The organism is Fodinibius sp. AD559 (genome assembly GCF_052712805.1).
The window spans coordinates 78,142-100,324 of the sequence record NZ_JBQPVW010000006.1; the positions used below are offsets into that span (position 1 = coordinate 78,142).

Sequence of the window (22,183 nt, forward strand, 5' to 3'; positions counted from 1 at the left end):
AAGTAATAAATAAATGTTTTAATTCAGCTTTTATATCAGCCTATTTATTTCTCAACACTTTTACATTGATAGAAGAAGGATATTTAGAACTGTGATAAATGCGCTGAAGTGCATCCTGGAAATCATCTTCCTCTGCTTTAAAAATATTTGGCACATATTTTTGTGGATTTAGATCTACGAGTGGAAACCAGGTGCTCTGAATTTGGATCTGTATCTTATGACCTTTTTTAAAGGTGTGGTACACATCCTGCAGGGGAAGTTCGATATTGGTTACTTTATTGGGCTTAAATGGTTTGGGATTTTTATAGCTGTCACGAAAACGCCCACGCATAACTTCGCTACGCACCATCTGATGATAGTTATCAAGCTCTACGTCATCAGGTGTATAGTCGTTCTCTTCGGTGCTGGGAGGATACACATCTACTATTTTAACAACCCAATCCGAAGCAGTTCCAGAGGTTGAGACAAAGAGATTAGCAAGTATGTCACCAGCCAGGGTTACATCTTCTTTAAGTACGGGGGTTTCAAAGGTAATAACGTCCGGACGTCGCGCGGCAAATCGCTGATCGTCGGTCATATAATCTTGGGGAATAAAAACGAGGTCGCTTTCTTCTTTATAGGGTACCGGATTGTCGATGTCGCTTTTATACTCAGTATAGTTCTTTTTGGTTTTGTTTGGTTTGTCACTATTTAGACTACCATCACCATGTAGATACCATGATTTCTGTTCAATATTTTTAGGTGGCCAGTGATCAAAAGTGCTCCATGTTTTTTTACCGGTGTCAAACATATAAGCTTCGGGAAGGTCTTTAGTATCAACACCTTTTAAATGCTTCATAAAGAATGGATATTCAATTTCTTTTTGGTAGAATGCAGAGATTCCCTCTCCAAAATAGATTTCTCCTACTGATTGATGGGGATTGGCGCTGGCCCATTGTCCGTGACTCCATGGTCCCATTACAATAGTATTTTTGGTATCAGGATTTTTCTCCTCGATTGATCGATACGTATTTAACGGGCCGTACAGGTCTTCAGCATCGAACCAGCCACCGACGGTCATAACCGGGTGGTCAATATCATCTAAATGTGGAAGGATATTTCTGCTTTGCCAGAACTCATCATAATTGGGATGGTTCTTTAGTTCCTGCCAGAAGAAATTTTCTCCAGAGTAATAATTATCTGCCTTAGAAAGGGGGGTTATACTTTTGTAAAAATGGTAGCCGTCTTGTGTACCGGTATCTGCAAAATTATACCATGAGGTATCAGTAGGTTGTTCGTGCTGTATCCCAAATAGGGGCGTTACGTACCAATAGCTCATGAAATAGGCTCCGTGATGATGAAAGTCATCAAAAAAGAAATCCGAGATAGGAGCCTGTGGTGAAGAAGCCGCCATAGCCGGATGCGCATCAGGTAATCCAGCCGTGGTATAAAATCCGGGATACGAAATACCCCACTGTCCCACTTTGCCATTATTATTGGGGATGTTATTGATAAGCCATTCGACCGTATCGTAGGTATCAGAACTTTCGTCAATTTTATCGGGATCCTCACGATTTGGCGTCATCGTCGTATAATCCCCTTCCGACATCCAACGTCCGCGCACGTCTTGGCAGACAAAGATAAACCCTTCCTTTTGCAAGTGCGGATTATGCATGATGCGTTCTGGTATTTTTCCTTCATCATACGGACGGCAACTATAGGGGGTCCGTTTCATCAAGATAGGATATTTCTGGGTAGTGTCTTTTGGAACATACACCACGGTATGCAATTTGATGCCGTCACGCATCTCAATATCATACTGTGATTTTTTGTAATCTTCACTGGAAAAGTTATTCTGCTGGGCAAGAGATGGAGCCGTCAAACAAAGCGTTAGAAAAACAACTCCTAACAGAGTAAAAATTCTTTTACTATTTAACATTTTTTGATACCGTTTATTAAAGATTTGTTACTCTTAAAATAGAAGGTTGTAGAAATTATGAAACTGAGTCATGAAATTATTTGTAAATAATTTTAACCTTCCACTCGCATAATATGCTTGTAAGAGTAACGATAAGTGTGTATCTTAATACACATTAAAAATGCAATCAATTTGTACCACTTTTGTTTTCGAAATCTTTTTGGGATGAGATAGGTATTACCCTTTCAGGCTTATGTGCCGTACACTGCTTATTCTTTCCGGTTGCAATAGCACTATTACCCCTTTGGCCGGTAGCAGAATCAGTTCACTTTTGGACCCATCCATTGCTTTTCTTGTTGATTGTACCTACAGTAATTTTTGCATTGCGCCATAACAATCTTCCACAACGAATTCCGATTTTGTTGTATTCGGGATTAGTAGTTGTAGCGCTGGCTTGGATTTTCCACGAATGGTTAGGATTGTGGGGCGAATCTCTGGTAACGATGGCGGGGAGTGCGTTGCTGGTAACCGGGCATTGGTTTAACTACAAATTTCATCAAAATAAACACAAAGTAGGTTGTGAAGTATGAAACGATTAAACTTTACGCTCGATGACGATACGGTAAAACTTTTGGAGGAGCTCTCTGGTAAATTTTACAGTGGTAACAAGTCCCAAACGGTTCGGGCGGCGCTGGAAAGTTTGGCCGTTCATGCTGGTCACGAAGGTTGGATTATCGCGGGATATACCCCCAAAGAGCTCGATGGTGAGGAAAGTTGCCATAGTTGTGGAGAGTCCCATGAGAAAGGTGATGTGCTATATCGCCCTGTTTTTGAGAAGGGGAGTAGCCCCAAAGCACTGCCGCAGATGCCATCAGAAAACTGGTTGGATTGCCCTGATTGCGCCGAAAAGCAGATCTATAACTAAAAAGTTAGGATAGCTTTTCCATATCATCCTCGCTGATGTTTTCCAACAGTTCAGCTCTTACGTTCTCTTTATCTTTTGCTGAAATTTGATGAGCGATTTCTATTGCGCATCCCCATGACAGCGTAACGCCCGCTCCGCCATGACCATAATTGTGATATACTGTTTTACCTGAGGATTTTTCTTTTTCAAGTCGCAGCCCATTTCTGTGATTACGGATATAGCGGTATCCCACCGAAGGAGTGATATCATCAGATTCATCAAGAGAATAACCATAAGAATGATTGATAATCTCATTATTTAAATCAATGATCTGCCGTGGAAATTGGACATCCTTGACAGTATAAGCTGAAGAATTCTCTACGTTTTTCCAGTTATTTTCTTTGTTTAAATGTCCCACCTGACGACTGCCGCCGAGTATCCAACCGTCTTTTCGGGGGTAACAATACACATCACAGGCATTGCCCTCAGCGTCGGAATAGACATGGGGTTGAGGCATATAATTATAGGAGATGATCTCACCAGCATTGTTTGTAATCAATGGGGCATCGGATTTATGCAGCAGATGACCGCGCATAATCAGCTGATCTTCGCTGGGATCATTAAATAGTAAAGGTCCGCCGGTACCACTGCAGTTGATGATAATTTCTGAAGAAAGATCGGGAATATCTTTTTTCTTTAGTTTTTGTTGTGTGATGGTTCCAGCGCTTTTTCGATAAAGTGCAATGAGAGCAGGAAAGTAGAGCGACCAATCCGCAAAGATGCAGTCAAATACCCAGCCGTAAAGCGGTTTATTGTCGGATCTTCTGGGTACTTTTGTTTCGGATAAATCATCGATGGGGGAAAAGTTCAGCATCCAGTCGCAGTATTTAGGGGGATCGGTCTCAAGCTCAAAAACTTCAAAATGTTTGTGGATGGTGATACCGGCAAATGTATGCTTGCGCAGTTGGTAGAAAAAAGATTGAGACTGTTTAAAGAGCTCTTCAAGCCGATCGGAATAGACCGAGTGAGGGATAACCGAAGCCGAAGGGAATAAGCTGGCAAATTTGGGATAGTTATTCTTGTGAGACACATCAGAAACCGTTTTGTCGGCAATAATTTCTGTGTTGTATCCCAGAAGCTGCAATGTTAGTGCAGTCGTAACACCAGAAACACCGGCTCCGATAACAGTAATTTTATCAGTCATTTATAAATCCAAATTCTTAATTCTCAACTCTTAATTCCTAATTCTATTGCCAGGGTAGGGCATCCAGATCCATATTTCCACCGCTGATGATAATACCGGCTTTTTTGTTCTCAATATCAACTTTACCGTTGAAAACTGCAGCGGCCGGGACAGCGCTTGAGGGTTCAATGATGATTTTCATCCGTTCCCAGATAAATCGCATGGCATCAATAATCTCCTGTTCGGAAACGGTTACAATATCATCTACATGTTGTTGAATACAGCTGAAGGTAAGTTCACTGAGCGATGTGCGCAATCCATCAGCCACAGTATCAGTGCTTTGTACGGGATGACGTTCTCCTGTTTTGAATGAAAGATAGGCATCATTTGCTACTTCCGGCTCAACGCCGATGACTTTCGTATCGGGGGAAAAGCCCGAGGTAGCAATAGCTGTACCGCTGATTAATCCGCCGCCTCCAACAGGAGCCAATATGACATCCAAATTCGGCTGATCTTCCAGCAGTTCGATAGCGGCGCTTCCCTGACCCATAATAATATGCGGATTATCGTAAGGATGGATAAAAGTGGCCCCGGTTTTATCAATGACCGTTTCCAATGTTGATTCCCGGGCCTGCTGGGTGGATTCACAAAACGTAATATCGGCCCCGTAATCCCGAACGGCATTTACTTTTACTTTTGGGGCGTTTTCGGGCATCACGATATATGCCGGAATACCTCGCTGTTTGGCGGCAAGCGCAACGGCTTGTGCATGGTTGCCGGACGAATGCGTAGCAACACCGGTTTGTGCTTTTTCTTTCGGTAGCTCTCCAACAGCATGGGTTGCACCGCGAAATTTAAAGGCACCCACTTTTTGGAAGTTTTCGCACTTAAAAAATAGTTCTCCACCTGCTCGTTCGTTAACTTTTTGACTTTTCAATACCGGGGTGCGATGTACTTTGTCACGTATTTTAAGATATGCTTTCTGGATTTGTTTGAATGTGGGGATATTTGACATGCTTTCCGATTTAGTTCAAAAACAAATTTAAAGGCCAATATTTTCTTTAAGGCCTGAGAGTAAGCTTTTCCACCAATAATTGAAAACGGATTTATGTTTTATCCGTTCAAAATTAATTTTGGAGACCCGCAGGTCTTCCCCTTTATTATCTGACTTAATTTTGAAGGTATTTGCCAGAAGTGATTTTGTTATATTACCAAATCTTTCTCCAGAACCTTCCTCATCAAGAAGTGAAATTTTAAAGTCTTCGTATTGTAAGATCAGCTTACCAACGCATGCGTGAAGAAGCTATTACTATTATCGATCCGATGCTAAATCCCGATGGAAGAGATCGTTATGTCAACTGGTATAAATCAGCACGCAGCAGTGTACTTAATGAAGATGCCGCCGAATTTGCTACTAAAGATAAATCTGGATTGACCTCGGTCAAGTTGTTAGAGGAGGAGAACAAAGAAGAGAAAAAAGCAGCTGATGAAGTGGATCCCGAAGCATTTACCACTTATGCCGCGCGGGAAGATACGTCGGGATTAAAACGGATTCCCGGATCTGCATTCAAAGGACATATCGATAATACGAATCCATTGGCATTTGGTATTCCGGATCGCCTATATTCGCTGAAATTTAGTAATGAAGCGCTGCAGCCGTCCACCGATTGGCAGTTAGTAGGTTATTATGATCGTGATCCAGAGTCAGTGATGGCAGCAGGATCCGCATCTCAAAAAAATAGAGAGCACGCAGCCGGAAAAGGTTTTGCCGGTGTCCAGGAGATAGGCTTAGGTAAAGTGGTGTTTTTGTTGGATAACACGCAGTATCGCATGTTCTGGGTTGGGCCCGCGCGGATGATGCAAAATGCGGTGATGCTACTGCACGATATGTAGATTATAATGAACGTTTTACTAAAGCCCGGCAGTCTAAAAACTGTCGGGTTTTGTTTTTAGATTGGTTTTCAATATTTCAGCTGTTGTTCCACAATCATATATTATTCCATGGGTTAACCGCCGATAAGATGCTTTTGGAGAATTCTCTCCAACACTTCGGGCTTATAGGAGTGATACCAGATGCCCTCGGGATATACAAGTACAACGGGATTTTTCTTAGATACGCAGGCGGTTTGCTTTGGTGATGTAGATCCACCCTTTTTTCGTCCAGATTTAATTTCTTGAGCCGCCTTTTGAAAAATTTCCAGCTTTTGAGGCCAATCTCTTTTTTATAGCATTTGAGCTTTATTTGATCAGCGCAGAAGAAAATATGCCGGTGAACTCTATCAATGTGAAGTTCTTCTGCCTTTTTGCGTAATTTTTAAAAAGGAGGTTATAATTGTAACGTTTCTTGCTCTTTCTGACGTTTTTCTTTTCGTTTTTTTAGCCGCTTTTTATTGTGATATTTGGCCCAGAATGGATAGAAGAATAAGTAGATGCCTGTCAGCCACAAGATGGTTACCACTCCAGCTGACGGCAGAAAGATCCAGAGCTTGGCCTCCTCGTGGAACCAAGATCCGTCGTGGATGGCCTCAATAATATCCGAACGTCGTTGGGCAACTTGTAAAATTTCACCGGAATGGGAATCAATCTGTACCTCCCATCCATTTGTCCCCCGTATTTTTATGATGCCGTCATCGGGACGTACATCCAGCCGGTCGATATCTGTCCACTTATTAGTTTCTAACTGGGGTATCGATTTGGCAATCGTTAACACGCTGTCTAAGGGGACCGAGGCACCAATTGTGTTACCGCTTTGCGATGGCGGTTGAATCCAGTCAAACTGTTTTTTGACTTGTAGAAAAAGTCCGGATATCAACACTATTATAAAGGGAAGTGCAATCAGTATGGAGCCCCAGCGATGTAATTTTCGGGAATCCTTTCGTAAATTGATGCTCATGGGAATAGGTAAAAAAATTGTTATTCAAGATAATAGCATATGCTCTTCAGCTCCAAAAAAACAAGTGCTATAGGAGAAATTTAATGTAGCTATTAATTCAAAAAATCTTCTTACATTGGATTCAGTTATGGAATATTTTATGCCGATCGGCCAGCATAGTTCTGTCTTTAAGGCGTTTTTAGTTGTTACCCTAAAATAGATTCTAAAGTTATCGCAGATAATTTTCTCAGTTTGTTATAAAACGTTCGAATGAGGAGATATCCTTAAAAGTTATTAGCAATTGCGATTGCAAAATTTGTATTGACAGTAATCTAATGATTACTTGGAATATAAATTTCAGTTGCCCTTATAAATAACCGTTTAATAAAATTAGTAATCTAATCCCGGCTGGGTGATTTCGTAATCTTTTTCTTCCTTTGATTTTTGCACCATCTCTTCTACCTGTTGCAACATCTTTTTGGCATCATAAACAATACCGTCTTTAATGGTATATTTAATGCCACCGATGCGAACTGGTTCGTTATCCTTATTTACGTGAACGGCCCCGGTACCGTAAAGGGTTTTCAGGTTTTTAAGGGGATTGGCATCCACCAGTACCATATCGGCCAGTTTTCCTACCTCGATGGTTCCTAACTGATCATCCAAATTAAGAACTTCGGCTGCTTTAAGTGATGCCGATTGGAAAATTTCCAGCGGATGAAAACCAGCTTCCTGAAGCATTTCCATTTCCTGAATGTACCCAAAACCATATAATTTATAGATGTATCCGGCATCGGAGCCAAGCGTTACGCGTCCGCCCCGATTTTTAAACTCGTTGACGAATTCAAACCATAGGTCGAAGTTTTCTTTCCAGGCAATTTCCTGTTCGGTTCCCCAGTTGATCCAGTATGAGCCATGCGAAATGCGGCTCGGTTTGTAGAACTCCCAAAGGGAGGGAAGCGTATATTTTTCATGCCACTCGGCGCGGCGCTGGGCACTTAAGTCACGGCTGGCTTCGTAAATAGAAAAGGTGGGATTGAGTGTTACATCAAGTTCCAGCATTTCATTCATCACGCTGTTCCATTTATTGCTGTACGGTTCAGCAGCCTGTTTCCAGAGCTTGCCGGCTTCTTCAAATCTATGCTGCTCGTTGTTGTAGTTGTAGTCGACAGGATAGTTTTGTATTTGCTGATCAGTGAATAGCGCTTCGGGAATGCCATACCAGTGGGTAATGCTTGTAAGGCCCAGTCGGGCAGATTCCAAAGCATTATTATATACAACGCGTGTTTGGGCGTGATGGGTCATTGTGCCGAGCCCCAATTTGTTAGCTTCATTGATAGCGGCCTTATAAATAGGACGAGAAGCTCCAAAAAACTTAATACCATCAGCTCCCTCGTCGGCAATCATTTGAACCCATTTGCGGGCTTCTTCGGGGGATGTTATTTCACCATTGTGTCCCATTCCAAATCCAATATATGAAAAGATACGTGGCGCGGTAATTTCATTCTTTGAGCTGCGCTCTTTTTGTTTTAGCGTCCAATCCATGCCATTGAAAGAGCCCGGTTCGCGGACGGTAGTAATGCCGTGTGCCATCCAGAGTTTGTACACGTATTCAGCGGGCGTCCCCTGTGCTTCGCCGCCTGTGTGAGCATGCATGTCAATAAAACCGGGTAGGAGGTACATGCCCTCTGCATCAATGACCTTGGTATCCTCATCGGCTTTGGGACGACTATTCTCGTCAATAGGCACGCCGGGATATCCGACCGACTGTACTGAGGCAATTTTATTGTCTTCAACAACCACATCAACCGGACCGCGCGGTGGTGAACCGGTACCATCAACAAGGGTTACACCCCGGATGATCATGCGATCATAGGGACCTTCACCCATAGTTCGATCAGGTGCTTCTTGTATCTGGGCGTTGGCACTGCCGATTCCAATTAGAAATATTATGAGGAGTGATGCTATCAAAACTGTGTATTTGGTCATGAGGCTTGAATCGATAATTAGGATTTGATGGAATGTAATAATCAGATGCAGGGGATGACAGTAAAAAGTTTTAAATGAAGAGAAATAAAGTACGGCTATATGTACATTTTTTGACAGTAAAGATATTGGGGTGTATCCCTTTTGGCTTGATCCAAAAGGGATTAAAAGGTCAAGACTGAGAATTGTGAGCCCAGTACTACCATGTGCAAGGGATTATTACGTTGGAATAGCTTAAAGCTATGTAGGCTGTACTTGGTAGTACAAGCTCTGGACTGCAGAATGCATGTATTTTAATGGTCCTTTAAGGTGATTAATTATTTCAATGTTACCGACCGGTATAAAATACATACCCGCATCCTTTGTCGTTCGATCACAATTCTTATGTCCGTTTTTTAAACTGGAAAATCGATCAGAAGTATGGCTGTTTCAAGTGTTCGCAATTGAAACGGTAATTATTCACAGTGGAATATTTGCATGCCCCAAAATTAGAGAAGTAGTGCTCCTTCAAGTTTTAGGAGGGACTCTTTTCTCTCAATACCGCCACTGTAGCCGGTCAGCTTGTTATCGGCCCCGATAACGCGATGGCAGGGGATAATAATGGGGATAGGATTTAAACCGTTGGCACCGGCCACGGCACGCGCTTTTTTGGCATCTCCGAGCCGCTCAGCCAACTCGCTATAGGATATTGTTTGTCCATAAGGAATCTTCTGTAGCTGCTTCCAGACCTTTTCTTGAAAATTGGTTCCTTTTAAAATCAGTGGGATATCAAAAGTTTTTCTTTGGCCCCCAAAATATTCATTTAGTTGGTCGATGGTCTTTGTGAGCACCGGATGTTGGTGCTGGTCCAATGATTCGCTCGGGTTATCATCGCAATAGTTGATGGCAGTTAGTCCATGTTCTTTGGCTTTAACTTGAAGAGGACCAAGAGGGGACTGGGTGTATGTTGTGTAGTCTTTTGACAATGATGTGAATTCCCGTTTGAGATTAAGATTTAGTTTGATGATAGTGAAAGATTACCGGAACGCAGAAAATTAAAAGTGGTTTGGCCGAGCAGTTTATGTCGGGCAGTGAGGTCAAAATCTCCTTTTATTTGATAATCAAAGGTTTCTCCACGGGTCAGCAGGCGATAGGCCGACATCCCCATCTCTGAAATATTCAGCGATATCGGGATGTTGAGTACGGTTACGCCTTGTTCTTTAATGGTTGTGCCTTTAAGTGTTGTACCCTCAGCCCATCGATCGCCGTTAATCATTAAATCGTACTTAAGAGCATTAACGTCGATCCCAAAACTGTTGGGATTATCAAAATGCAGCTGCAGATTAAGATCGGCACTGCTGAAACTAATTCCGGTGACGTTAAAATCCTTAAGACTTATTTTAGGTGTTTTCAATAGTGGAATACGTCCTTCTTTGCTAACCGGAACCTTTGTTTGTCCCAGGGCGGGCAGATCAAATGTAAGATTGCTTAAAAAGGTATAAGATGCTTCCTCAGAATCCTGTAGACTTTGGACGCTTCGATATACCTCTGAAAAATTAAGTCGCATCGGAATGTGGAAGGTGCTGGCTCCGGAAGCCTCGATAGCCAGCCCTTTTTTCTGGTCACCGGTTACCAGTGCATTTCCATTGATATCAAGATTATAATCGTAGGCCAGCATTTGCACCGACAGTGCGTTTGGATTATTTACTTTTATATCATAAGTGAGTTCCATCTCTTCAAAGTTGAAATCACTGACCCGGACATTCTCTACCGAAAGGTGTGGTTTTTGGATAGAGTTGGATAAATCTTTAAGGGCGGCACATCCATCCAGTAAAAAAAGAGCGCATGTTAACAGAATTACGGATATATAATTGGGAAAGGTCATTAATAGTGCCCAGGTTAAGTTAATTGATGAACTGTTGAAATAGTGATATTACAGGCTGAATATGCGATGTATATTGCAAGATAAATTTTTTTGTAACAAAAGGGGATCGCAATACTCTTGAAAATAGAACGCACTATTATTGTCTCTTTAGACCCATCTAGTTAGCCAACTAGATACTTTAGTCACTCCTAAATGCTGAAACCTAAAGCACAGGGCCTCAGGACTGATACTCCTGAGGCCCTTTTTTATTGGATGTATACCTCTGAACTTTTATACAGGTTATCAGGAAAAGTGAATATTTGTGTGAACTGAAAGCAGATGGATATATTTTCAGTAAGAGAAATTAAGATACTCAAGATGAAATAGCTTTTGAAAAACAGAAATAGGGGTGGCAGCAATTATTTGGTATAGTAGCTGTTGGCTATAGGGGCGGGGCATTGTTTTAATTATAGACTGATTTAGCTTTTTATTGCGAGACTCGCCACTAAAAAAAGGCAAAATGCTGACAATGCAGATATCCAAAATGTTCCGTTGAGACCAATAGTTCCGTACACCAATCCCAATACAAACGGACCCACCGCCTGTCCACTTCTGATAATCGTCCAATTGACCGATAAAAATGCGGCCCGGTATTCTTTTGGTGCTTGGTGGGTAAGGAGGTTTAAAATACTGGGGATGTTGATGCCCTGTGCGAATCCAAACACAATAATAGGAAATGTAAACAGCCAGATATTTTCAATAAAGGGGATGCTTAAGAATACGCTGAGATAGAGAATAGCTGCTGTAATTATGAGAGTAGATTCGGGAAAGCGTTTGGTTAAATTTCCGAGCTGAGAAGAAGCGAAGGCTGTAATAAGGGATGACCCGGATAACATAATTCCAATAACCAGTGATGACTTGCTGAACAGTTCGTCGAGCAGGATGGGGAAATAGGTTAAATAGCCGCCGTATAAGATGATGAACGTAAGAAAGTTTGCAGCAAAGAGGCCGATAACTTTTTTTGACTTGAGCGCATTGAGGATATCACCCAGATACGACCTGATATTTTTGTGATTGTCGGGTTCGGGGTTATCCAGCTTAGCCAGCACAAACAATCCTACAGGAATGGCAATCAGTGTTAGAAAGAAGGGGTAAAACCATCCCAACAGTGCCAGTCCACCACCGACAGCCGGATATGCTGCTGTACCCACGCTGAGTACACTGCCGTTGTATCCCATAGCTGTGGCCCGTCGGTTTCCTTCATAGAGGTCTCCGATAAGGGTTACGTTTAGTGCCCCGAGCGAAGCTCCGCCGATACCCTGGAGAAATCGAAGGATAAGAAGCCAGGTAAAATCGGTAGCAAAAGCACAGGCTGTTCCGGCAATTCCGAAAATGAACAGCGAGGGCACCAGAATAACTTTACGCCCAATGCGGTCGGCAAAGACCCCCAAAAATGGTGTCAGAAACATGCCGGGTACAGTAAACGCCGTAATAAGTAAACCAATGCGTTCATTAGACACATCCAGCACATTGGCCATTTTGGGCAGGGCGGGAGCAATGCTGGAAACCCCCATCACCGCTGACAGGGTGATTCCGAAAATGACGTAGAGATTAAGATCTTTTAGAAGAGGTCGCTTCTTTTCGGTAGAAATTATTTTACTATGTTGTTTAGTGAGTTAGTGCATGGCATGTAAATAAAATGAACGGAGATAGCGTTCCGACAAATAGAATTTAGATGTAACTTATTTGCGGACTCTCAGCAAAACTTATTTTCAATCTAAATAAATATTAATTAGCATGAGATTATTTTACGGGTTACTAATTATTTTTCTCTTCACCTTAAGTAGTATTTCTTATGGACAGGAGCCCAATTCGGATGATGTTGGTAGTATTGATAATGTTATTGAGGCCATATACGATGTAATTTCTGGTCCTGCCGGAGAAAGGGATTGGGAACGATTTTCATCTCTGTTCAAGGATGGGGCTTCAATGGGAGCAATGACCCAGTCGGAAGATGGGGAACTGAGGTTTGTATCAATGACGCCGAAAGAGTATAAGCAGCGTAATGCTGAATACTTTAAAAAAAATGGGTTTTGGGAAGAGGAAATAGGCCGAGAAATTTTTCAATTCGGAGAAATTGCTACAGTTCAGACATCCTTTAAAATTAAATCTGCCAAGGATGGGGACGTGACCCGTCGCGGAGTAAATAGTGTGCAGTTAGTGTATGATCAGGATCGCTGGTGGATAACTAATATTACTTGGAACTCCGAGCGGGAGGATAACAAAATTCCTGAACAACTATTAAAGGATACTATGTAGCAAGAAAAGGAATTTCACGCTTAAATATTTTGCTGATTGGGTAATTTGCAAACTATTTTAATATTAAATTTTATAAATGTTATATTAATAAATAATAGAAAGGAGCTTTATCTTTAGGTAGTAGTATTTAGGAAAGTTAGCAATATAATTATTAGCGAATTATTCGGAAGCTGAAGTACGGAGGCATTTAGGAATCGTCCAGAACTGGTTGAAGACGTCGATAATTATGTGAATTTAATGTTATTTCACTGAAAAGGCTAACCCCCCGTAGAATATTGGCTGATAACATTGGAAGGATGAGAAGTCATTCCATCATTGGTATGATAATCATCGTAGCGAATCACGTCAGAATATTCCTAAGGATTAGTGCTGGTAAGACGGAGTTTTACACTCAACTGTTTTTATGATATAACTCTTAAAGAGATCATATGATGCCGGGATCTGAACGCGAAGTGGTACAAAAGTTAATAGCTCATAAAAATGAGCTGGCTGATTTGGTTACTTCTGGGCATTTTGAACGTCATCCAGAACTGGTTGAGCGCTACGGAGAAGAGGGGAGAACAAAGTGCTATGAGGATACCATTTCGCACCTCGATTACTTGGAGCAGGCCGTTCGTATTGATAGTAAGGAACTGTTTAATAATTACTTGAATTGGGCACGAACCAGGCAGCAAGAACAGGATATTCCTAAAGGCGATCTTGTTGATAATATTGTAGTTATACGAGAAGAAATAGAAAAGTTATTGCCGGATAAAGAAGCTGCAATTCTGGTTGATATTATTAATGAGGGGCTTTCTTATTTGGAAGATAGGGATATAGAAAGGATAACATTTTTTAATTCTGATGATCTTCTTGATGAAGAGGCACGGACCTATTTGGATTTGTTGCTGGCCGGTAAGCGTAAGAAAGCAGCAGATCTTATTGAAGGACTGGTGGAAGATGGAACATCTATAAAAGATATATACGAGCATATTTTTCAAAAGACACAGTATGAGATTGGTGCTCTTTGGCAGACAAATCAAGTTACGGTAGCACAAGAGCATTATTGTACTGCTGCTACACAGCTGATTATGTCACGATTGTATCCCAAAATATTTGCCATGGAGAAGAGCGATAAACGGCTGGTCGCGTGTTCGGTGGCCGATGAACTTCATGAAATCGGGATTCGCATGGTGACGGATTTCTTTGAGATGGAAGGATGGGATACCTACTATTTAGGAGCTAATATGCCTGATGATCATTTGATAAAGTCGATTAAAGAAAATAATGCCGATGTACTGGCTATTTCAGTTACCATTCCGTTGCATATCAGCAAGGCTAAAAACCTGATTCAAATATTGCGAGATGATCGTAAGCTCGATGAGGTAAAAGTCATAGTCGGAGGATATCCGTTTAAAAAAATCCCCGACCTCTGGAAAAAAATTGGCGCTGATGGTTGGGCAGAATCTGCTGATGATGCCATTGAAACCGCAAATAAACTGATCGCAAATTGAGTAAACAACATCAAGACGTTCCCAATGGAATTGCTATCATTGTAAATGATGAAGGAATCCTTCAAAAGGTGATCCGAGATTCCTACCACTTGTGTTCATCAAACAGTAACGAGACTATTTCTTTCATTGATTGCGTGGGCAGTGATAGCCTTTCCAAAGCCTACCAGTTTCTTGCACGGATTAAAACGAATGATATGGCCTATAACTGGGAACTGCATATTAAAAATGATGGTGAAATTAGCCTGTTTCGCTTTTCCGGCATTAGGATTGACGGCAAAAACGTGTTAATAGGGACGGACAACCGGGATGATAGTGAGCAATTTCTAAATGGGCTGATGGAGATGAACAACGAGTCGATAAATAGGTTACGGGCCTTTATGAAGGAGCAGCAGGGGAAGCCCGATGAACCTAAGGAAGATGAGCGGGCATTGTATAATAAAATGAGTGGGCTCAATAATGAGCTGGCCAATATGCAGCGCGAACTCACGAAAAAGACGGCGGAACTTGAGCGTGCGAATGAACGCAAGAATCAAATCATGGGAATGGCGGCCCATGATCTTCGGAATCCGTTGAATGTCATCGTAAATTATGCCGACTTTTTATTAGACGATCACCTTCAAGGGGAGGCGAATTTTACGGAAGACCAATTTCAGATGATCAAACAAATGAAAGAATCGAGCGAGTATATGGTGCACATTATAGAAGATATGCTCGATATGTCTGCTCTTGAATCCGGAGATATAACCCTGGAAAAAGAGAGCTGTGATCTTGTTGATTTCATTGAGAATATTGTCTCACTTAGTCGTTCTTCGGCTCAGAAAAAAGATATCGCTATAACAACGCATCTGCCCGATTCATCAGTCAGCAAGGACATTGATTGTCATAAATTTCGACAAGTGTTCGATAATCTTTTGTCGAATGCTATTAAGTATTCGGATCCTGGCACTGAGGTTGAGGTGGGCATTAACCCTGTAGATGAGACAGGAGATGTTACTGTGTATGTCAAGGATCATGGCCAAGGTATTCCCGAAGAGGAGATCGACAAGTTGTTTCAACCATTTTCAGACATTAGTGTTGAGGCTACGGCGGGAGAAAAAAGCACAGGTCTTGGGTTGGCTATTGTCGAACATATTGTGGAAGCCCACGGAGGGACCATCGAGGTGGAAAGTGAAGTTGGCGTAGGATCAACCTTCTATATTAACATTTCTTGATAAAAGTCGTTCGAAATAAAAAAGTCCGCTGTGTATTAACAGCGGACTTTCAAGGTTAAATGATACGTTATTTTTAATTTTGTGGAGCGGGTTGTTGCTGTTGCATTTGTGATCCCATTCGTTTTTGTATCTGCTGCTGAATTTGCATTTGCAGCGCAGAATCTTGCTGAGCGGCACGACTAATATTTTGGAAACGTTGCATTTTCATACCGGCATCTTCGATAGCTTTTGTTACGCTATCCCGGATTTCAGTTTGCAATTCTTGAATAGAAGAAGTAGCCGCATCAAATTTTTTCATTTGGTTATCACTGAATTGCGTAGAATCACCTTGTCCCATCTGCTTAGATTGCGCAATTTTTTGATAGGTCTGAATATCAAGTCCTTCATCCTGAATGATGCCCATCATTTGTTTTTGTGCCTGCATCTGTACTTGTTGCGCCTTCATGGCTGCATCGGCAAAGGTGGCAGCTTCTTCATCAGATACATCAACATTAGGTGCCTGCTGTTGCTGCATTTGTCCTATAGGTCCTTGCTGTTGAGCCTGTTGTTGCTGCTGTTTTTGCGGTGTTTCCTCGGTCGAATCACTTTGACACCCGATGAGTGCGACTGCCAATAGAATAGTAGAAAGGTATTTGAGAGTATTAGTCATTACTTAGATAATAAAATTATGTTTTGTTCATCCGTCACTTTTCGAACGGGGTTAAACTAACTTTATTCCCTTGTAATTATCAATTATTAATTCGGACTTATTTTGACCCGTATTTATAAAACAGTGAATGGCACTTTTATTCGCAATGTGATATTTCTACCGGGACTTAACGCATATCCTTTGTAGGTATCCAAGAAATCTCTATAAGCATTATTAAATAAGTTATTGCCGGATAACTGCAGCGCAATGGGGCGATTCCAGAGAGATACTTCCGCACCGACAGTAGCATTAAATAGGGTGTAGGCATCGGTAGAAGCGACTCCAAAGTCGCTAAATTGAGGCGAATTGCCAAACTGCCAAAATGGTTCGTAGCGCCCGGCTGCTTCTTTTGCTAATGCATATTGTATGCCTGCACTAAAAAAGGCATTATCAAGTTTACCTATTGATGAACGCATCACTTTTACCTTGCCACTTAGTTTTGTTGGGGGTAAAAGCGGCAGGTCGTCAACTTCCGAAATATCTTCGTCCACGTTTTGGCCGATGACTGTTTCGAAGGTTCCTGATAATTGCAGCCAGGGTAGTATTTGTGCGGTGAGATCAGCATTGGCCCCGACTAATCGGGCGCTGCCCTGTACAAATTCTAAAATAGGCGGACCGTCGTTATTAGGACCAGCAAATTCACCGGTATTAACCAAAAACATATAATTATCGATGGCATTTCGATAGACGGTAGCTTTGGCCTGTACCTTTTCCGATCGCCAGCGAAGGGATAAGTCCGTGGTAAGTGACCGTTCGGAATCCAGATATGGGTTTCCAACCTGGTAGGCAGCAATACCCCCGTGAACGCCATCAACGTGGAGATTGAAAAGACTGGGGGCTCTAAAGCCACGTCCTATATTTCCGGCTAAAGCCAAAGACTCGGTAAATTGATAGGTAGCTCCAACAGAACCGCTGAATTCAAAATAAGATTGATCCAGTACGTTATCCGTTTCACCGGCATTTACATCGGGCAGGTTGAGATCAGCATTTGGTTCAGCTTCCTGAGAACGTGCGTCGAAGCGCGCTCCGAAAGAGAGCGTTAAATTATTTATCTCGGCCTGTTCAAAAACAAAAGCTGCCATATTCTGAATAGTAGCTGAAGGTACCAAGGGTTCAATACCGCGCGTATCCTGATCTTGAAACTTATATTCAACACCGACGGTACCTGAGAAGGGTCCTACAGCTGGATGTTTGAGATCTGTTTTTGCAGTATAACTATTTAGCAGGATATCCAAGTGTGCAAAGCCTTCATCAGGTAGCTCATTCCGCGGTTCGGCATTGGCTCCGCCCGGATTGGATTGACGCAGATTTTGGCTATAGGTAAACTGAGGATTTAAGTTGAAGCCACTCCCCAGATCCAGATTTCCCTCAATCTGCAGAGAGTTATTCTCTAAATTTTGTCCCAGTCCACGACCGTTGGGTAGCAGGAAATTGTGATTGTTTTGCCAACGGGTATATTCTCCGGAAATTTGCCCAATTCCCGTTTTGTAGCCAATCCCGAAGCTGCCATTTAGTTGATCATAGTCGGTATGGTCTAATTCCCCAGAAAACTTGGGGGCAGAGGTGTTATTGCTTTCCTGGAAAGTAGGCACGTCGGGTGCTTTCATATTACCGGCAGAGCGACGAATGATGGTTCCGGTAACGCCCCATCGCCCGGTAGCGCCATTAAAGTGTAGTCCCCCGACCAGTTCATTATTGTTGGATGAAAACTCACCGAGTGTTTCTCCCTGTAAGAAGGGATTGGAATCGATTGCGTCTGGTAGTGAATTTGAGATCACATTGACGGCTCCGCCCAGCGCATCCGATCCGTACTGTACGCTTGCGGCGCCTCGTACCACTTCGATACGTTCTGAGGTAAACGGATCAACATTAGGCCCGTGGCGTACACCGTACTGTTGGTAATCCATGGCAGCTCCGTCATCGAGCACACGCACGCGGCTACCACTAAGTCCACGAATAACCGGTTTGCCTGTTTGAGTTCCTGTTGAGATAGTGGAAATTCCGGCCAGTTCTTCGAGGGTTGCACCCAGCGAAGTTTGCTGACGGGAAAATTTGGTATTGCCTGTTAATATATCAACATCTGCAGGTGTTGTAAGGGGATCTGATTCGTAAGGTGTGCCGGTTACGGTAATGGTCTCTGATTGCAATCTCTGTTGCTGGAGGGTGACATTAAGGGTGGTAATTTCACCATCTCGGAGAGACACTTCTTTGGTTTGAGAAGTGTATCCTACAAAAGAGAAGGTAAGAGAATAGGTACCAGAGGGGAGATTTTCTATCCGATATTTTCCGTCCGTTTTCGTTGATGTTCCTTCTCCCAGTTCAATAAAAGCAATGTTGACGCCCGGTATAGGAACTTCATTGACGTCGGTAACAGTACCTGTAATAATAGCTGTATTATTGGTTTGATTTTGGGCGTGCAGGGATGAAGTAAATAACCCTGTAGTTAATAAAAAGGCTATAAATAATAGAATCTTGGTTGTTAATCGATGCAACATAGCAATTATTTAATTTCAAATAAGTCTGTGAGTGAATTGAGTGTTATTTGTTATATGGTTCTCGGCGGGGACTTATTTGAAATACGGTGAGAATCACCTGTTCCTGCAAAAAGCTGATTTTGAAGTAGAAAAGTATGGTTTTGAAAACTTAGGGTGCTTCCCGTCTGGGGTTGGGCGGGCAGGCTTTGGAGTAGGTGAAGGCATGCCAGGCAATCCGGCTGGTCGAGACTGATGTGGTGTTCAAGCTGATGTTGCCCAGAGTGCACCGGAATCTCGTCGTGAATGTGGAATGAAATCCCGATAAGACATAGTCCAACCACCAGCAGGAATGCACGGTTCGTTATGGTTGGGCGTAGTGTCATTGAGTGTTTAAAAGTACTGAAACAAAATTTGGTTGATTTTAAAGTTGCACAGCAAAAGTCGATCTGTGATCATTCTTCAGATCAAAAATACAGCCGGTAAAGCAATGAGATATTGCGGCCCGGTTCGGGATAAATTTCTTTTATACGCGATAGATGATTACGATAGGTGGTGTTTAAAATGTTATTTGCGTTTAACGATATGGTGTGGAGCAGATCCCACTTTTCAAATCGATACTGACTGAATACGCTGAAAACAGTGTAGCTGTCAGTGGGCGTTTCAAATTCACCGGTACGTTTTTGGGCAGCAGCAATTTTAGTTTTGGTTCCAACTTTCAACTTGTCATAGGTGTAAGAGAGTTCAATTTTTCCTTTAAATGGTGGAATTACAGGTAATGGCTTCCATTCTTCGCTGATATTTGTTTGCTCACTTTCAAAAGGTTTACGCTTGCCGTGCGTATAGCTTGCTGAAGTTGACAAAGCCCAATTACTAGACAACTTAAACTGCGAGCTAAATTCGATACCCGAAAGTACTGCTTTAGTACCGGTAAATTGATATATGAAAAGTGATTGGTTTTGGGAAGATCGCTGACCGGTGTTGCGGGCATAGTTGTAATTGGAAAATCTATTGTGAAAAACGGTGAACTCAGCACGTAGATCGGAGCTTCGATACCTGAAATAGATTTCTTTGCCGAGACCTCGCTCGGGATCAAGGTCGGGATTTCCAACCTCAAAAGAGTAGGATGCAAGGTGTGGTCCTTGCGAAAAAAGCTCTTCTTGGGAGGGAGCTCTGAATGAATGGATGATACTTGCTCCCGTAAAAAAGCCACCGCCGAAGTCATAAACGGCGTTGGCAGAGCTTGCCAGGGCGGTAAAGCTTCGATCGCGAATTTCCCGACCTTGGATAAATTGGTTTTCTACATCGGGTAGTGAGGTCGTATGATCGATACGTGCTCCAAGTTCGAGATGCAGTGGCCCGATATCCATTTCTTCAATCACAAAGCCTGAGAGGCTGTACGAGTCTGAGTCCGGTGTTCGGGTTCCGTTTACAGCATAGTTTTTCCGCTCGGCCCAGACTCCGAACTTTCCCTCGTCAAAAATGCCAAGTGCTTTGTGATCAGCTTTTAAAGAGACATTGCTGGTTAAAACACCAAATTCGGTTCCAACAATACCACTCGACTCAATTTCCTGGTGATAATAGCTTTTATGAGAGAGATCAATTTGCAGCTTTTCGAAAACGGAGTTGTTCACAAAAATTTCAGTCTTACCTTCAATTTGAAGTTTTTCCATCTCGATATTTACGCCGTTGGGATGTCCGCCCAAGGAGTCAGGAGGTATTCCATAATTATTCAGGTACAAACTGGAAGCAAGTCCCGCATGTCCCCAGGGACGGATATAGCCGATACCCACGGAGTTGTTGGTAGAAAATATCCCTGAATTCTCAAGATTGCCGTTGAGGGTGTTAGTATTACGTGCAGAACGAAGATTTCCGTCAATTTTTAATGCAAAGTTTTTAGATAGTGGGGAAAGAAGTTCTATTCCTGAAGCGCCGCCGGTATTCACTGATTCTCCCTGCAGGGTGGCCGTTCCATGGATATGATCGGGATGACTTGAGGGCACTTGGTTTCGGACCACATTTATTACTCCGCCAATGGCATTGGAACCATATTCCAGGGCCGTTGGACCACGCGCAATTTGAATTTCCTCTGCTGACATTGGGTCTAATGTGACAGCATGATCAGAAGATTGTGATGATACATCGCCGGTTCGCTCACCGTCCTGTAAAATCATTAGTCGTTCACCACCCAGGCCGCGCATAACCGGTCGTCCGGGTGCGGCCCCCATCGACCGCGTACTCAATCCCGGTATATCTTCCAGTGTATTAGCCAGCGTGGAAGAGAGGTTTTGCCGCAGAGTTTGCCCCGATATAGTTTGCGTTGCATTTTCTAAGTGATTGCTGCTTTGTTGATGACGGTGTCCAACAACTTCTATGCCCTCATTATCTAGAATGGTAGGTGTCATTGACAGAGTAATTCTAAGTGTATCATTGGCCGGTACCTCAATGGTTTGTGATTGTGTTTGATAGCCAATCCGCTGCATCTTAATGCTATAGGTTCCGCTTGGAATATTTTTAAATGTAAAGGTACCATCACTGTGTGTGGTTTGCCCGCGATTAATTCCTTCTATAAATAAATAGGCATAGCTGATGGGTTCACCTGTTTCTTCGTCGATAACAACGCCCGTAAGAGTATTGTTTGGAAGTTCAGATGCAGCTAATAACTGTGGCAGTAACCAAGAGAATGCCAAAGCCATGAAGATGAAAACTAATTTAAAAGACTTTGCCATAATAGTCTTATTAAGTGATGTGGGAAAATAAATAGCCGGAAATAAATAATATCTTCGGCTGTATTTATTATTGACTTGATTCTGTTACCTGTATGGTTATCGCATTATCTTGTTCTGTACCTGGGGTTTGAAAATCTGGATGACCATTATGATCAAGGGTAAATTTAACAGCGGTTTCTCCTGCAGCTTTACCTGTGATATGGAATTGCCAGCGTCCATCTGAGTCTGTTTGTACGACTTCGGCAATGTCAGCATTGGCTATTTCCCAGTCTAAACTGTACTCATCCCTTAGGTCTTCATCATGAACTTCATTCCCGTCTTCATCTTTAAATTCAGCGGTAATTAATGGCGTTTGCTCACCTACAGTGACGTTGAATTGACCTTCGGTGATTTTACTTGAATAGGTATAGGAAACTATAACATCTCCATTTATGAGAAACTCAATCGTATCAGGTTCAGTATGTTCTTCGTGGTCATCATCATTGCTGGCAAGGTTATTACATCCAGCAAAAAGTATTACAACGGTAAAAGTTAACGCAATTAGTTTGTTTGAAATATTTGTAGAAATATTCATTGTTCTTGGTTTT

19 protein-coding genes are annotated in these 22,183 nt (G+C 42.4%); 6 read left to right on the top strand and 13 right to left on the bottom strand.

Translation table 11 applies throughout. The annotated features are described in order from the left end of the window. Positions 1–40: 40 nt before the first annotated feature. The gene (locus tag ACQ4LT_RS11630; RefSeq protein ID WP_445666223.1) at positions 41–1,918 is read right to left on the bottom strand and encodes a CocE/NonD family hydrolase; all 1,878 of its coding nucleotides are present in this window, start codon (positions 1,916–1,918) and stop codon (positions 41–43) included. 182 nt (positions 1,919–2,100) lie between these two features. Between ACQ4LT_RS11630 and ACQ4LT_RS11635 the strand changes: the two genes are divergently transcribed. Continuing rightward, entirely contained in the window at positions 2,101–2,487 is a 387-nt protein-coding gene (locus ACQ4LT_RS11635) for a MerC domain-containing protein (RefSeq protein ID WP_445666224.1), read from the top strand. Continuing rightward, positions 2,484–2,822 (top strand): hypothetical protein, encoded by a 339-nt coding sequence (locus tag ACQ4LT_RS11640; protein ID WP_445666225.1) that lies wholly within the window; start codon positions 2,484–2,486, stop codon positions 2,820–2,822. The genes ACQ4LT_RS11635 and ACQ4LT_RS11640 overlap by 4 nt, the downstream gene beginning before the upstream one ends. A gap of 4 nt (positions 2,823–2,826) precedes the next feature. Here ACQ4LT_RS11640 and ACQ4LT_RS11645 read toward each other — a convergent pair whose 3' ends face one another. Both ACQ4LT_RS11645 and ACQ4LT_RS11650 read right to left on the bottom strand, forming a co-directional pair. Beyond that, positions 2,827–4,005: an FAD-dependent oxidoreductase gene (locus ACQ4LT_RS11645; protein ID WP_445666226.1), complete on the bottom strand. Its 1,179-nt coding sequence runs from the start codon at positions 4,003–4,005 to the stop codon at positions 2,827–2,829. 43 nt (positions 4,006–4,048) lie between these two features. Further along, positions 4,049–4,999, bottom strand: coding sequence for a threonine ammonia-lyase (locus tag ACQ4LT_RS11650; RefSeq protein WP_445666227.1), 951 nt, complete (start codon positions 4,997–4,999; stop codon positions 4,049–4,051). A 275-nt stretch (positions 5,000–5,274) separates the two neighbouring features. Here ACQ4LT_RS11650 and ACQ4LT_RS11655 point away from each other — a divergent pair, with 275 nt between their 5' ends. Continuing rightward, positions 5,275–5,877 (top strand): hypothetical protein, encoded by a 603-nt coding sequence (locus tag ACQ4LT_RS11655; protein WP_445666228.1) that lies wholly within the window; start codon positions 5,275–5,277, stop codon positions 5,875–5,877. A gap of 433 nt (positions 5,878–6,310) precedes the next feature. Here ACQ4LT_RS11655 and ACQ4LT_RS11660 read toward each other — a convergent pair whose 3' ends face one another. From ACQ4LT_RS11660 to ACQ4LT_RS11680, 5 genes are all read right to left on the bottom strand, one after another. Continuing rightward, positions 6,311–6,877, bottom strand: a complete 567-nt coding sequence (locus ACQ4LT_RS11660) for a PepSY domain-containing protein (RefSeq protein ID WP_445666229.1) — start codon at positions 6,875–6,877, stop codon at positions 6,311–6,313. 369 nt (positions 6,878–7,246) lie between these two features. Beyond that, positions 7,247–8,845 (bottom strand): amidohydrolase family protein, encoded by a 1,599-nt coding sequence (locus ACQ4LT_RS11665; protein WP_445666230.1) that lies wholly within the window; start codon positions 8,843–8,845, stop codon positions 7,247–7,249. A 485-nt stretch (positions 8,846–9,330) separates the two neighbouring features. Then, a complete protein-coding gene (locus ACQ4LT_RS11670) occupies positions 9,331–9,807 on the bottom strand; it encodes a methylated-DNA--[protein]-cysteine S-methyltransferase (RefSeq protein WP_445666231.1) in 477 nt (158 codons plus the stop codon). 29 nt (positions 9,808–9,836) lie between these two features. Beyond that, positions 9,837–10,706 carry an LEA type 2 family protein gene (locus ACQ4LT_RS11675; protein WP_445666232.1) on the bottom strand — a complete coding sequence of 290 codons (870 nt, stop codon included), beginning with the start codon at positions 10,704–10,706 and terminating at the stop codon, positions 9,837–9,839. A 458-nt stretch (positions 10,707–11,164) separates the two neighbouring features. Then, positions 11,165–12,340, bottom strand: a complete 1,176-nt coding sequence (locus ACQ4LT_RS11680; RefSeq protein ID WP_445666364.1) for an MFS transporter — start codon at positions 12,338–12,340, stop codon at positions 11,165–11,167. A 142-nt stretch (positions 12,341–12,482) separates the two neighbouring features. Between ACQ4LT_RS11680 and ACQ4LT_RS11685 the strand changes: the two genes are divergently transcribed. From ACQ4LT_RS11685 to ACQ4LT_RS11695, 3 genes are all read left to right on the top strand, one after another. Next, positions 12,483–13,004 carry a nuclear transport factor 2 family protein gene (locus ACQ4LT_RS11685; protein ID WP_445666233.1) on the top strand — a complete coding sequence of 174 codons (522 nt, stop codon included), beginning with the start codon at positions 12,483–12,485 and terminating at the stop codon, positions 13,002–13,004. Positions 13,005–13,432: 428 nt separating this feature from the next. Then, positions 13,433–14,497, top strand: coding sequence for a cobalamin B12-binding domain-containing protein (locus ACQ4LT_RS11690; protein WP_445666234.1), 1,065 nt, complete (start codon positions 13,433–13,435; stop codon positions 14,495–14,497). Continuing rightward, entirely contained in the window at positions 14,494–15,708 is a 1,215-nt protein-coding gene (locus tag ACQ4LT_RS11695; protein ID WP_445666235.1) for a sensor histidine kinase, read from the top strand. The genes ACQ4LT_RS11690 and ACQ4LT_RS11695 overlap by 4 nt, the downstream gene beginning before the upstream one ends. A gap of 73 nt (positions 15,709–15,781) precedes the next feature. On the opposite strand, the gene ACQ4LT_RS11700 is transcribed toward ACQ4LT_RS11695, so the two are convergent. From ACQ4LT_RS11700 to ACQ4LT_RS11720, 5 genes are all read right to left on the bottom strand, one after another. After that, the gene (locus ACQ4LT_RS11700) at positions 15,782–16,357 is read right to left on the bottom strand and encodes a DUF4168 domain-containing protein (RefSeq protein ID WP_445666236.1); all 576 of its coding nucleotides are present in this window, start codon (positions 16,355–16,357) and stop codon (positions 15,782–15,784) included. A gap of 113 nt (positions 16,358–16,470) precedes the next feature. Then, on the bottom strand, positions 16,471–18,891 hold the full coding sequence (locus tag ACQ4LT_RS11705; protein ID WP_445666237.1) for a TonB-dependent receptor: 2,421 nt from the start codon (positions 18,889–18,891) through the stop codon (positions 16,471–16,473). A 50-nt stretch (positions 18,892–18,941) separates the two neighbouring features. Beyond that, positions 18,942–19,253 (bottom strand): hypothetical protein, encoded by a 312-nt coding sequence (locus ACQ4LT_RS11710; RefSeq protein ID WP_445666238.1) that lies wholly within the window; start codon positions 19,251–19,253, stop codon positions 18,942–18,944. 81 nt (positions 19,254–19,334) lie between these two features. Continuing rightward, positions 19,335–21,596: a TonB-dependent receptor gene (locus ACQ4LT_RS11715; protein ID WP_445666239.1), complete on the bottom strand. Its 2,262-nt coding sequence runs from the start codon at positions 21,594–21,596 to the stop codon at positions 19,335–19,337. Between the two features lie 67 nt (positions 21,597–21,663). Further along, positions 21,664–22,170, bottom strand: a complete 507-nt coding sequence (locus ACQ4LT_RS11720) for a hypothetical protein (protein ID WP_445666240.1) — start codon at positions 22,168–22,170, stop codon at positions 21,664–21,666. Positions 22,171–22,183 lie beyond the last annotated feature (13 nt).

Coding starts and splice junctions, on each gene's coding strand:
- ACQ4LT_RS11630 (WP_445666223.1), bottom strand. CDS start 1,918: ATGTTAAATAGTAAAAGAATTTTTACTCTGTTAGGAGTTGTTTTTCTA.
- ACQ4LT_RS11640 (WP_445666225.1), top strand. CDS start 2,484: ATGAAACGATTAAACTTTACGCTCGATGACGATACGGTAAAACTTTTG.
- ACQ4LT_RS11645 (WP_445666226.1), bottom strand. CDS start 4,005: ATGACTGATAAAATTACTGTTATCGGAGCCGGTGTTTCTGGTGTTACG.
- ACQ4LT_RS11650 (WP_445666227.1), bottom strand. CDS start 4,999: ATGTCAAATATCCCCACATTCAAACAAATCCAGAAAGCATATCTTAAA.
- ACQ4LT_RS11655 (WP_445666228.1), top strand. CDS start 5,275: ATGCGTGAAGAAGCTATTACTATTATCGATCCGATGCTAAATCCCGAT.
- ACQ4LT_RS11660 (WP_445666229.1), bottom strand. CDS start 6,877: ATGAGCATCAATTTACGAAAGGATTCCCGAAAATTACATCGCTGGGGC.
- ACQ4LT_RS11665 (WP_445666230.1), bottom strand. CDS start 8,845: ATGACCAAATACACAGTTTTGATAGCATCACTCCTCATAATATTTCTA.
- ACQ4LT_RS11675 (WP_445666232.1), bottom strand. CDS start 10,706: ATGACCTTTCCCAATTATATATCCGTAATTCTGTTAACATGCGCTCTT.
- ACQ4LT_RS11685 (WP_445666233.1), top strand. CDS start 12,483: ATGAGATTATTTTACGGGTTACTAATTATTTTTCTCTTCACCTTAAGT.
- ACQ4LT_RS11690 (WP_445666234.1), top strand. CDS start 13,433: ATGATGCCGGGATCTGAACGCGAAGTGGTACAAAAGTTAATAGCTCAT.
- ACQ4LT_RS11700 (WP_445666236.1), bottom strand. CDS start 16,357: ATGACTAATACTCTCAAATACCTTTCTACTATTCTATTGGCAGTCGCA.
- ACQ4LT_RS11705 (WP_445666237.1), bottom strand. CDS start 18,891: ATGTTGCATCGATTAACAACCAAGATTCTATTATTTATAGCCTTTTTA.
- ACQ4LT_RS11710 (WP_445666238.1), bottom strand. CDS start 19,253: ATGACACTACGCCCAACCATAACGAACCGTGCATTCCTGCTGGTGGTT.
- ACQ4LT_RS11715 (WP_445666239.1), bottom strand. CDS start 21,596: ATGGCAAAGTCTTTTAAATTAGTTTTCATCTTCATGGCTTTGGCATTC.
- ACQ4LT_RS11720 (WP_445666240.1), bottom strand. CDS start 22,170: ATGAATATTTCTACAAATATTTCAAACAAACTAATTGCGTTAACTTTT.